The organism is Ruegeria sp. YTSC106 (genome assembly GCF_059609765.1).
The window spans coordinates 21,649-33,858 of the sequence record NZ_JBXWMI010000008.1 but is presented as its reverse complement, the minus strand read 5'-3'; the positions used below and the strand labels follow the sequence as shown (position 1 = coordinate 33,858).

The following is a 12,210-nucleotide window of genomic DNA, read 5'->3' as shown; positions in this document are numbered from 1 at the left end:
GGATAATGCATCCCATCATCAAATTGGTTTCCCAGCGCCTCGCGCTGGGAATCCTATTGCTGTTTGGCGCTTCGGCCTTGATTTTTGGCCTGACCGAAGCTCTTCCCGGAGACGCCGCGCAAGCCGTCCTGGGGCAGTCCGCAACCCCCGAGGCCTTGGCTAACCTCCGCGAAGAAATGGGCCTGAACCGCCCCGCCCTGACCCGCTATTTCGAATGGCTGGGAGGCATTGTTCAGGGCGACCTTGGTCAATCGCTTACCAACAAGCTTGATATTTCTGAGAGCATCGGAAAACGCCTCGGCAACACGCTTTTCCTGGCTTGTGTTGCGGCAATCGTTTCGGTTCCACTAGCGATTTTCCTTGGGCTGCTGGCCGTCAGATACCGCAATCGCTGGCCAGACAAGCTGATTTCCGCCATCACATTGACGACGGTATCGATCCCCGAGTTTCTGATCGGCTACGTTGTGATCTATTACATCTCAGTCAAACTGGGATGGTTTTCCTCGCTTGCCATGGTCAATGATTCCATGTCCATCGGCCAGAAACTGTACGCCGTCGCCTTGCCGGCATTTGTTCTGACACTTGTGGTGCTGGCGCAGATGATGCGTATGACCCGGGCTGCAATTCTGAACCTGATGCAATCCGCTTATATCGAAACGGCAGAGCTTAAGGGCCTGAGCACATTTCAGGTCATCGCGCGGCATGCCTTTCCCAACGCAATCTCGCCCATCGTGAACGTCGTCATGCTGAACCTCGCCTATCTGGTTGTCGGCGTTGTCGTGGTCGAAGTTGTCTTCGTCTATCCCGGCATGGGGCAGTACCTTGTGGACGCCGTGACCAAGCGTGACGTGCCGGTCGTTCTGGCCTGCGGCGTGGTGTTCGCGGCTGTTTACATCGGCCTGAACATGGTCGCGGATATCGTCTCGATCCTTGCAAACCCAAGACTGAGGCATCCGAAATGAAGAACATTCCTATTTCGGCTCTGATTGGCCTTATGTTCACCGGCGCCTATTTCTTCGTGGCAATCGCTGCCCCGTTGATCGCGCCCTACGGGATGGCGGAAGTGGTCGGCGATGTATGGGAGCCGACCAGTGCCGAGCACCTGCTGGGTACTGACAATATCGGCCGTGACCTGCTGACCCGCATGATCTATGGCGGGCGCACGACGATCTTCATTGCCGCCGCCGCGACATTGCTCAGCTTTCTGACCGGTACCTCGCTCGGTTTGCTGGCCGCCGTTCTGGGCGGTTGGGCGGATCAGGCGCTCAGCCGGACAGTCGATCTGATCATGTCGATCCCGACCCTGATCCTCGCGCTGGTCATTCTGGCCATCGTTCCGGTCACTGTTCCGATCCTGATCCTTGTCATGGGCCTTCTGGATGCGACACGCCCCTATCGCCTGTCGCGGTCCGTTGCCGTGGATATCAACGTGATGGATTACGTCGAAGCCGCAAAACTGCGCGGTGAGGGACGGGCTTGGATCATCTTCCGGGAAATCCTGCCGAACGCATTGTCGCCATTGGTGGCCGAGTTTGGACTGCGGTTCATCTTCATGGTGCTGTTCATCTCTACCCTGTCCTTCCTGGGCCTGGGCGTACAGCCGCCACTGGCCGACTGGGGTGGCATCGTGAAGGAAAACAAAGATGGAATCGTCTATGGCATTGGCGCGGCGCTGTACCCGGCTGTCGCCATCGCGACGCTGGCGATTTCGGTCAACCTTGTGGCTGACTGGATCCTGAACCGAACCACATCGCTGAAAGGAGGCCGGGGATGAGTGATACCCTTCTCAAGGTCCGCGACCTCAAGATCGGTGCGACCGTTTATCCACCGGGTGAGAAACCCCATGACATCGAAATCGTGCACGGGGTCAGTTTTGACCTCGAGCGCGGCAAGGTGTTGGGCCTGATCGGTGAATCTGGTGCTGGGAAATCCACAATCGGTCTCGCCTCAATGGCCTATGGCCGGGGTGGCGTTGAAATCACCGGCGGCGAAGTCTGGGTCAACGGACGTGACGTCCTGAAGTCATCGCATGGCGATATCCGCAATCTGCGCGGGGGTGAGGTTGCCTATGTCTCGCAATCCGCTGCCGCGTCGTTCAACCCGGCCAAGAAGATCATGGATCAGGTTGTCGAAGCCGCGGTTGAGCACAAGAAGTTCAGCCGCAAAGAGGCCGAAGGCCGCGCGCGCGAACTGTTCGCCAAGCTGGGATTGCCCGATCCTGACAACATCGGCAGCCGTTATCCGCACCAGGTCTCAGGCGGTCAGTTGCAGCGTTGCATGACCGCTCTGGCTCTGTGCCCCGAACCTGATCTGGTGGTGTTCGACGAACCGACCACAGCGCTTGATGTGACCACCCAGATCGACGTTCTGATGGCAATCAAGGATGCCATTCGCGATACCGGCGTTGCCGCTTTGTACATCACGCATGACCTGGCCGTTGTCGCGCAGGTCAGCGACGATATCATGGTTTTGCGGATGGGTGATACAGTCGAATACGGCAGCACCGACCAGATCATCAACAACCCGCAGGAAGAGTATACGCAGGCTTTGGTCTCGGTTCGTTCAATCGAGCACGAAGAAAAACAGCCCACGCCGCAACCGCTGCTCACCGTCGAAGGCATCACTGCACGCTACAAGGGGCTGAACTTCGACGTGCTGCACAACGTCAATGTCGAACTTCATCCGGGACAGACGCTGGCGGTCGTTGGCGAATCCGGTTCGGGCAAGTCAACACTGGCCCGGGTTATCACCGGCCTGTTGCCGCCGCGCGATGGTGAGATCAATTTTGCCGGGCGCACACTTTCGCCGAACCTTGCGGGACGGTCTCGCGAGGATCTGCGCGAGTTGCAGATGATCTATCAGATGGCAGACGTGGCAATGAATCCACGCCAGACCGTCGGCACCATCATCGGCCGCCCGTTGGAGTTCTATTTCAACATGCGCGGCGCTGAGAAGCGCAAACGGATCATCGAGTTGTTGGATGAGATCGAGCTGGGCGAAAAATTCATCGACCGCTATCCTGCGGAATTGTCTGGCGGCCAGAAACAGCGTGTCTGTATCGCGCGGTCGCTCGCGGCAAAGCCCAAGATGATCATCTGTGACGAGGTCACTTCAGCGCTGGATCCGCTGGTGGCGGACGGCATCCTGAAACTGTTGCTGGACTTGCAGAAGATCGAGGATGTGGCCTATCTGTTCATCACCCACGATCTGGCGACGGTCCGCGCGATCAGCGACAGCATCGCGGTGATGTATCAGGGTCGCGTGGCCCGTTATGGCTCAAAGAGTCAGGTGCTGAGCCCGCCCTTCGACGATTATACCGACCTGCTGCTCAGTTCGGTGCCTGAAATGCATCTGGGCTGGCTGGAGGAAGTTGTCGCCCATCGCAAGATGGAAAGCGCCGGGAACTGATCCGGTTCGCGACAATTCAATGACGGTTTGAAATCCCGGCACTTTGTCTGATGACAGGTGTCGGGATTTTGCTATTGGGGGCGCAAAGTGGCAGCCGATGGACGTCGAATCTCCTAGGGTCGCCGGAACGCAATGTCTCTCAAAGGGCCTCGACATGGACCGCAAGCTACTTCTCATCATTCTGGACGGTGTCCCCTATCGCAATTTTCGCCGCCTGTTCGGCAATCTCGAAGGCTGGGTCGACAGCGGCGAAGCGCGTGTCTGGAAACTGCGCGCGGTGCTGCCTTCGACATCGGCCAGTTGCTATGCGTCGATCCACACAGGCGTGACGCCGCAAGAGCACGGCTGCACCGGGAATGGAAACGTCTTCCGGCTGAGCCACAAGGACGTCTTTAGTCAGGTGCGTGAATCCGGTGGTGTGACCGGAGCGGTGACACACAGCTACTGGTCGCAGTTCTTCAACCGTCATCCCTTTGATTACGTCCGCGACATCGAATATGACGAACCCGAAAGCCGGACGATCAACCATGGCCGTTTTCACAGCATGACCGGCTATGGCAAAGCCAATCAGATGACGCCATCTGATGTCGACCTGTATGCCACTCTGACCAATCTGTGCCTGCGGTTCGGGCTGGACTATGGCATTCTGCACACCTGCACGCTGGACAGTATGGGCCACCGTTTCTTCCACGATTGTGAAGAAATGGATCACGCCTGCTTTGTCGCCGACGAGATGCTGGCCCCTTTCATCCCCCGCTGGCGCCAGTTGGGATATGAAGTGATCGTCACGGCGGATCACGGCCAGGACGAGCGTGGGCACCACGGTGGACGCAGCCCACTGCAACAGGAAACGGCGCTGTATTATTTCGGCGACGCCGAAGGGCCAGACTCTGAGACCGTCATAAACCAGTTGCAATTGGCCCCGACCATCCTGAGCCGGATAGGTGCCCCCATTGCAGAGACAATGAAGGCCGAACCGTTTCTGCGGTAATGCGCATGCAGTTTCGGGGTCGCCTATGTGGCCTTTGCGGCCACCATTGTCGCAAACACCTGGTATCCGTAAAGTGACCCGTTTCGAGCACGTCTTTCGTGCTCGGCCACAAGCCCCACCGCCAATTCTTTTCCGATGTCACCTCGCTCGTACATTTGCTTGGTGGTCAGGTCGACCCAAGGCAACATGTGCTCTGGTGTTGATACAACTCTGCTCTGAACGTCAAAGTGCCTAACAGAAAGTCCGGCATCGGCAATCATTGGCCTGAGTTTTGCGACGACAAAGGGGTCGGTCACAAACTCGCGAACGAACTCTTTTGCGCAGATATCCAGTGGATCATTTGGAAAAGAGCTGAACGTCGCTTTGGAAAAATCAGCGTCACACACAATCAACTGACCATCAGGTTTAAGCACTCTGAAAGCCTCGGCAACCAGAGATTCGGGATCTTCCACATGCGTTAGCACCGTATGCATAATGACCGCATCGACGGCATCATCTTCCAAAGGCAGCGCGGCACCGTCCGCCACCTTAAACGTCAGGTTCGAATACTCTTTAGCCCGATCGCTGGCTTCCGAGACAAACCCTTTCGAGGGTTCAAACCCGACAACTGCTGCCGGGTGGCAGCGTGATGCGATGCGACGCGTTACGGCGCCTGCACCCGCACCGACCTCTACAACTGTGGACGCCCGCGTCACATGCAGATGATCCAGATACGCAGCAACGATCCGTTCCATGGTCGGGTCCGCTTGCCGTTGGTCCATTGAATCCGCAAACAACTTGATGAATTCAGGCCCTGCGGCATCAACGTTCTGGAAGGGGTCGGTCATAACCTAATGTCTCCTTGGAAATTCCAAGAGACTATACCACAGCCTAACGGTTTGTTGGGTTGTGAACGTACCGGGCTTTCGAGCACCATTGCCGAGACATTCGCTGCATTAGTCGTAGGACCAAATCCCCTGCCCCAGCGCTTCTATCGCAACCGAAATACGTTCGAAACTGTCAGCCGCACGTTTCACCGAGGTTCTCGCGCGCAGATATCCGTGAACAAGACCGGATTCGTTGATCCAGTGGGCCCGCCCGCCCGCCGCGTTGATCCGCCTGCAATAAACCTGCCCGTCGTCTCGCAGCGGATCGCAATCAGCCGTTACAACCACGGTCGGCGGCAGGTTTGAAAAGTCACTGTCCTGCAACGGAGCATAGGTTGGATCGCCCTTGGGCTGAACGCCCGAGTATCGGACGGTTTCATAAAACTTGATTTCATCCAACGTCAGCAAGGGGGCCTGGGCATGTTCCGTGTAGGACCCCTGACTGGGGTCCCCACCGAGGCCCGGGTAGATCAGCACCTGCCCCAGGATCCCGTCCAAACGCCCGCGCGCGTGATGCGAAACAGCGGCAGCCAGATTTCCACCGGCGCTGTCACCGGCCAATATCAGCGGGTCACCGTATTCGCTTGCGGCCCAGTTCGCAGCCGTCCAACAGTCATCAAACTGTGCCGGGTGCACATGTTCAGGGCACAGCCGGTAATCGACGGCGACGACCCGGTACCCGGTTTGGACGCATAACTCAGCGCAAACATCGTCGTGGCTTTCGAGACCACCAACAACGAAACCGCCACCATGAAAATAGACGACTGTTCGGGTTGGTTGCCCGGCAGAGTAGATACGAACCGGAACACCATCGGCCGCCCTGTCCTCTGTTTCCACGCCAGCCGGGCGTGGTTGGCGAAAGTCCTGACACATGGTGTCATAGACACGGCGCTGATCCTCAATCGACAACTGTACCGCGTCATCAGGATAGCTTTCGGCCGTGCGACGTATGAACGCCCAGGTTTCTTCGTCGATCAGGCGTTCATAGTCCATTGTCCCTCCGGCTTATTCAGACCACTCCCATGGCCGGGTGTATACCCCCAGCACTTTAGCAACATCGTCTTCCGAAGATCCGTTCGCGTCAAGCTGCGCGACCAGGCCGCGCTTCTTGTCATCGATGACAGAAACCACCCGTGCCGTTAAACCAGCATCCTCGAGAGCGCCGTTGTAGATACGAGTGATAGCCTGTTTCCGAAGATCAGGCTTGAACACCTTGCCAACGGCAGTTTTGGGCAGCTCATCCAGAATGGTCATGTGCTTGGGTTGCGCCGCGCGTTCATGCACGTGGACCTTGCAGTAATCCATCAGCTCTTTTTCGGTGACCGATGCGCCCTCGACCAGTTCGACAAAGGCGCAGGGAACTTCACCGGAATGCGCATCCGGCTGGCCGATAGCACCGGCAAAAGCAACGGTTTCATGGCCCAGCAAAGCCTCTTCGATCTCGGCAGGGTCGATGTTGTGACCGCCACGAATGATCAGGTCCTTCGCGCGACCGGTGATCCACAGATACCCATCTTCGTCGAAGCGCCCCAGATCACCTGTGCGCAGGTACTCATCGAAGTGATACAGGTTAACGTTCTTATCGGCCTCGGTGTAAGTATTTCCCGCATAGACACCTGGGTTCGAGATACAGATCTCACCGATTTGATCAGTCCCGCATTCGGTCGGTCCGTCCGGTCCGTCCTGCAGGATTTTGACGTCTGTATAAGGAAACGGAATACCGATCGATCCGATCTTTTTCTCGCCGTCCACCGGATTGCACGAGACCAAGCACGTTGCTTCTGTCAGACCATACCCTTCGACAATGGTGACGCCGGTGGCTTCTTCAAACCGGCGGAACAGTTCCACCGGCAGCGGGGCCGAGCCCGAAAAGGCCGTTTTTACGCTTGAGATATCGGCATCGACCGGGCGTTGCATCTTGGCTGAAATCGCAGTTGGCACGGTAATGATAAAGCTCACCTTCCAACGCTCGATCAGCTTCCAGAAATTGTCGAACACCCCGTCGCCGCGATATCCCTGTGGTGTCGGGAAAACCACATGGGCACCGGATGAAACGGCTGCCATCACAATCACGTGCACCGCGAAAACGTGGAACATGGGCAGCGGGCACATGATGACGTCGTTTTCGTCAAACAGAAGCGTGCTACCCAACCAGCCGTTGTAGATCAGGCCGGAATACTTGTGCTGCGCCACCTTCGGCATACCTGTGGTGCCACCGGTATGGAAGTAACAGGCGACACGATCTTCCTTGCTGTCTTCAAAAGTCAGCGTCGTCGGCTGTTTGGCCAGTTCAGTGTGGAAGTTCTTGTAATCCGCATGGGCGAGCTTTTCCTTGTCGCCCATCTTGGGGCGCAGGAACGGCACCAGCCATGATTTGGGCGGGGTCAGATACCGGTTCAGATCAATTTCCAGAATGGTATTGACCTTGGGTGCGTGGCGCACCGCTTCCTCGACCTTCTGGGCGACATCTGTTTTCGGGAAGGATTTCAGCGTCACCACGACCTTGGCGCCGGTCTCGCGCAGGATCGCGGCGATCTGTTCCGGTTCAAGCAGGGGATTGATCGGGTTCACAATCCCCGCGACCGCACCGCCCATCAGTGTGACCAATGTCTCATTGCAATTGGGCAGCACAAAAGCGACCACGTCTTTTTCGCCCACACCCAGCGAGCGGAACAGGTTAGCCGCCTGATTGACCTGAGCCAAAAGTTGCGACCAGGTCAGGGTCTCGGCCTTGTCGTTCGGGCCCGAGAACAGTTGGAAACTCATGGCATTATGGTTGGGAAACTTCCCTGCCGTGCGCGACAAAAGCTGATGGAAGGTGACAGGCAAATCCCGATCCTCCCACGGCATTTCCTGTTCCATACGCTTCTTGTCTTCCAATCCCACAAAGGCCATGTGGTTCCTCCCGTATATTCTCCCGCGTTTTGCGCGGGCTTGTTATTCGCGACCAAGATGGAAGCAAAACAAACCTCGCGCAAGCGAGGCCTTAGCCTTCAAGGGGGGTAAAATGTAGAATGACGCTACGGCGAATTCGCAAATGCCGGAGCGTCACTCTTATTCAGCAGCGACACCATCGGTGAACTGCAGGCGCGCAAGGCGTGCATACAGCCCGTCCTGAGACACCAGATCCTCGTGGCTGCCTTGCGCTACGATGCGGCCTTCTTCCAGCACAACGATGCGGTCGGCTTTTTTCACAGTTGCCAATCTATGCGCAACGATCAGGGTCGTGCGCCCGGCACGCATCTTGTCCACAGCACCTTGCACTGCGCGTTCACTTTCCGCATCCAGCGCCGAAGTCGCCTCGTCCAGCAGCAGAACCGGCGCGTCGCGCAGGATTGCGCGGGCAATGGCGATACGTTGCTTCTGCCCGCCGGACAGCATGACACCCCGTTCGCCGACAAAGCTGTCATATCCTTCTGGCAAGGCCGCGATAAAGTCATGCGCGGCAGCGGCACGCGCGGCAGATTCGACTTCTGCATCCGAGGCGTCCAGACGCCCAAAGCGGATGTTTTCACGCGCGGACGCAGCAAAGATCACAGGATCCTGAGGCACCAAAGCCATGTGGTGGCGGAAGTCTGACCGGTCAAGGTCGCGCAGATCAAGGCCGTCCAGCGTCACGCGGCCCGAGTTTGGATCATAGAAGCGCTGGATCAGTTGAATCACGGTTGTTTTTCCCGCACCCGATGGCCCGACAAATGCGACCGTCTCGCCGGGTTTCACTAAAAGCGAGAGATGATCCAGTGCAACTGTATCGGGGCGCGCCGGGTAGCGGAAGCTGACGTCTTCAAACCGGATTTCGCCCTGAATGTCTTTGGGCAGCGCTTTAGGATTGGCAGGGTCGGTGACAGTATCTTCTGCATGCAGCAACTCGACCAGACGCTCGGTGGCACCTGCGGCGCGCTGAAGTTCGCTCCAAATTTCGGACAGGGCTGCCACTGAACCTGCCATGATGATCGAATAGATCACGAACTGGATCAGAACGCCTTCGGTCATTAGCCCGTTTCGCACGTCGTTCGCACCCATCCACAGAACGCCAACAATACCCGAGAAGACCAGGAAGATCACGATAACCGTCAGGACCGCACGGGTCTGTATGCGGCGCAGCGATACACCGTAAGAGGTCTCGGTCATCTCACCGAATTGCTGACGGCTGGCTTGTTCGTGAGAAAACGCCTGAACGGTCTGCACTGCCCCCAATGCCTCACCCGCATTGCCGGACGAGGCGGCGATCCAGTCCTGATTCTCGCGGCTGATCACGCGAAGGCGGCGGCCAAGAACGAGAATCGGTACTATGACGACAGGGATCAGCAACAATACCAGCCCGGTCAGTTTGGCAGATGTCAGCAGCATCAGAACCAGCCCACCGACGAACATCAACATATTTCGCAGGGCAATGGACACGGATGAACCAAGAACCGATTGGATCAGCGTCGTATCAGTGGTGATCCGGCTTAGCACCTCGCCTGTCATGATGCGTTCGTAGAATTCCGGGCTCATGCCGATGACGCGGTCAAACACCGCCTTGCGGATATCAGCCACCACCCGTTCGCCCAGACGGGTGACCAGTGCATACCGAATACCGGTGCCCACGGCTAGAACGGCGGCAATGCCGAGCGCGGCCAGAAAATACCAATCCAGAAGCTCGCCATCCTGAATGCGGAAGTTGTCAACGACGCGCCGTACTGCCAGTGGCAGCGTCAGGGTCATGCTCGCCGTCAAAATCAACGCCAGCGTCGCGCCGATCATCAGGAACTTGTAGGGCTTCATGAACGGCCAAAGCGAGGCCAGCACCCCAATCTTCTTTGAACGGGCGCGCTCTTCAGAGGCGCCGGGGGCTGCGGCATTTGCTGGTTTGCTGACGGTTTGTCTTGCCATGTCTGGCCTTTGTGTCCTGAACGGTACTGAGTGACCGCTTTCTTGGAGGTACAGTCAGGTATGGTCAAGCATCACGACCAAAATCGGTAGGTCGAAAGGGCCATTTGACGCAGAATTTTATGAAAGGAATGGAGCGGGTAGACGGAATCGAACCGACATAGCCTGCTTGGAAGGCAGGGGCTTTACCATTAAGCTATACCCGCAAATGGTTTGCGCTGGTTAAGTCATGCGTTCGGGCACGTCAAGCCGGAAGTGGCAAATTTAGTGGTGCATTTTTTCGGAAACTGCGCCGCCCACTACCGGACGTTCAGTCCTGGCTACGGAATATTCTGGTCGAGGAGAAAAACCGTTCCAGTTCTTCAATCCGCTCCTTGCTTTCTTCCCACCGTGCCTCCTGCACTTCTGCAATCAGCGTTTCTGAAATCAACTGCAAGGCAATCGTCGAATCCCAACTGGATGGTGCCTCAACCAGCGCGTGGAAGGAATAATTGGCGGTCTTTCCTATCGGTGACCCCCATTGATCCGTAAACAGCACAACGGTGACGCCGCGGCCCGAGGCAACCTGTGCCAGCTTCTCCAGATGCGCCTCGTAACGGCGGATGTCGAAGATCACCAGAACGGATGATTCATCCATATCCAAAAGGTATTGCGGCCAGACATTCGCCGAATTGCCCAGCATCGTCACATTGGGTCGGATGATCTGCATGTGATTGAACAGGTAATCCGCGTTTGACCGGGTGATGCGGCCACCAACGACATAAAGATGGCGCTCTGTCTCTGCCAGAAGATGCGCAACGGCATCGAACATCTCTTTGTCCAGACGTTCCAGCGTGTGGCGCATGTTGGTCCATACCGCTTGCGCAAAGCGCGTTGTTGGATGCTCAGCCTCATCATCCACAACCCAGGCGTCCCGCTTCGAGATCGGCTTTTTGATCTGCGCCGCCACTTCTTCGCGCAGCGCGTCCTGCAGGTCCGGGAACCCGTCGAAGCCAAGCTTGCGCGCCATCCGAATAACGGTCGGGGTCGAAACCTGCGCTGCAGCGGCCAGCTTGGTGATCGATTGCAAACCGGCCATCGGATAATCCTGCAACAGGACAGAGGCCAACTGACGCTCGGAGCGTGTCAGATCGTCCAGCTCATCCTGAATCCGCTGTTTGACAAGTTTGGCAACGGTGGCCATTGGCGCTCTCATTTCTTAAATTTGTTACAGAATATGTTTGTTTGTAATTTTGTCTACAGAAATTTTCTTGACAGGTGAGAAGTTGCTGTAACAAATGCTACCTATGCGTCACGAGACCGAGTCATCATTGCTACAGCCGACTGAAGCCCCGGCAGCCCGCGTGCTCAATGCGCACGGTCGCGCGCCTGCTGTGCTGATATGCGAACATGCAAGCCGGTTTATTCCTGCCGCGCTGGGTGGATTGGGGCTGGATGAGGTGGCTGCGTCTTCTCATGCGGCGTGGGACATCGGCGCGCTGGACCTTTCGGTGGAACTGATGGGCGCTTTGGATGCGCCGCTTGTCCACTCGCGCGTCAGTCGGTTGGTTTATGACTGCAACCGTCCGCCCGAACGCGAAGATGCTATGCCGCAGGTCAGCGAAGTGTTTTCCGTTCCCGGAAATATGAACCTGACGGACGCTGAACGTGCCCAGCGGGTTCGCGATGTCTATGAACCGTTCAAACAGCTGGTTTCATCCACGCTGGATTCGCGACGTGAACCGCCAGTTGTGTTTACGATCCACAGCTTCACGCCTGTCTACAAAGGAAAACCCAGATCGGTAGAGCTGGGAATTCTTCATGATGCAGACGACTGCGCCGCACAACTCATGCTGCGGCACTCGGAAGGCTCGGGGCTACGTGTGGCTTTGAATGAGCCCTACTCGGCCACAGATGGCGTCACACACACGTTGCGCGAACACGCGATCAGGCGTGGGCTTCCAAATGTCATGATCGAAGTCCGAAACGATCTGATCGACTCACCAAAAGGCGTGAATCGCATTGCGGGATTGCTGATGCCAATTCTGCAATCGGTCATCAAAGACATATCGCACGCAGAGGCGAAACCATGAG

Annotated in this window: 10 protein-coding genes and 1 tRNA gene; 5 read left to right on the top strand and 6 right to left on the bottom strand. The window is 57.0% G+C overall.

The window, feature by feature from the left end:
* The first annotated feature begins 5 nt into the window (after positions 1-5).
* The 4 genes from AC2FEB_RS12505 to AC2FEB_RS12490 all read left to right on the top strand — a co-directional run bounded on the left by AC2FEB_RS12505 (position 6) and on the right by AC2FEB_RS12490 (position 4,399).
* Complete coding sequence (locus AC2FEB_RS12505; RefSeq protein ID WP_117868220.1) at positions 6-962, top strand: ABC transporter permease; 957 nt, start codon at positions 6-8, stop codon at positions 960-962.
* Positions 959-1,774, top strand: a complete 816-nt coding sequence (locus tag AC2FEB_RS12500) for an ABC transporter permease (protein WP_117868219.1) — start codon at positions 959-961, stop codon at positions 1,772-1,774. The genes AC2FEB_RS12505 and AC2FEB_RS12500 overlap by 4 nt, the downstream gene beginning before the upstream one ends.
* A complete protein-coding gene (locus AC2FEB_RS12495; protein ID WP_299895067.1) occupies positions 1,771-3,408 on the top strand; it encodes an ABC transporter ATP-binding protein in 1,638 nt (545 codons plus the stop codon). The genes AC2FEB_RS12500 and AC2FEB_RS12495 overlap by 4 nt, the downstream gene beginning before the upstream one ends.
* Positions 3,409-3,562: 154 nt before the next feature.
* Positions 3,563-4,399, top strand: a complete 837-nt coding sequence (locus AC2FEB_RS12490; protein WP_117868217.1) for an alkaline phosphatase family protein — start codon at positions 3,563-3,565, stop codon at positions 4,397-4,399.
* 23 nt (positions 4,400-4,422) lie between these two features.
* On the opposite strand, the gene AC2FEB_RS12485 is transcribed toward AC2FEB_RS12490, so the two are convergent.
* The 6 genes from AC2FEB_RS12485 to AC2FEB_RS12460 all read right to left on the bottom strand — a co-directional run bounded on the left by AC2FEB_RS12485 (position 4,423) and on the right by AC2FEB_RS12460 (position 11,320).
* Positions 4,423-5,226: a class I SAM-dependent methyltransferase gene (locus tag AC2FEB_RS12485; protein ID WP_496675728.1), complete on the bottom strand. Its 804-nt coding sequence runs from the start codon at positions 5,224-5,226 to the stop codon at positions 4,423-4,425.
* 108 nt (positions 5,227-5,334) lie between these two features.
* Positions 5,335-6,258: an alpha/beta hydrolase gene (locus AC2FEB_RS12480; RefSeq protein ID WP_117868215.1), complete on the bottom strand. Its 924-nt coding sequence runs from the start codon at positions 6,256-6,258 to the stop codon at positions 5,335-5,337.
* A 12-nt stretch (positions 6,259-6,270) separates the two neighbouring features.
* Positions 6,271-8,160: an acyl-CoA synthetase gene (locus tag AC2FEB_RS12475; protein WP_496675726.1), complete on the bottom strand. Its 1,890-nt coding sequence runs from the start codon at positions 8,158-8,160 to the stop codon at positions 6,271-6,273.
* A 159-nt stretch (positions 8,161-8,319) separates the two neighbouring features.
* Positions 8,320-10,140 (bottom strand): ABC transporter transmembrane domain-containing protein, encoded by a 1,821-nt coding sequence (locus AC2FEB_RS12470; RefSeq protein ID WP_117868213.1) that lies wholly within the window; start codon positions 10,138-10,140, stop codon positions 8,320-8,322.
* Positions 10,141-10,269: 129 nt separating this feature from the next.
* A tRNA-Gly gene (locus AC2FEB_RS12465) sits at positions 10,270-10,343 on the bottom strand.
* Between the two features lie 104 nt (positions 10,344-10,447).
* Entirely contained in the window at positions 10,448-11,320 is an 873-nt protein-coding gene (locus AC2FEB_RS12460; protein WP_496675723.1) for a MurR/RpiR family transcriptional regulator, read from the bottom strand.
* Between the two features lie 127 nt (positions 11,321-11,447).
* On the opposite strand from AC2FEB_RS12460, the gene AC2FEB_RS12455 reads away from it, so the two are divergent.
* Positions 11,448-12,209, top strand: coding sequence for an N-formylglutamate amidohydrolase (locus AC2FEB_RS12455; protein WP_496675721.1), 762 nt, complete (start codon positions 11,448-11,450; stop codon positions 12,207-12,209).
* Position 12,210 lies beyond the last annotated feature (1 nt).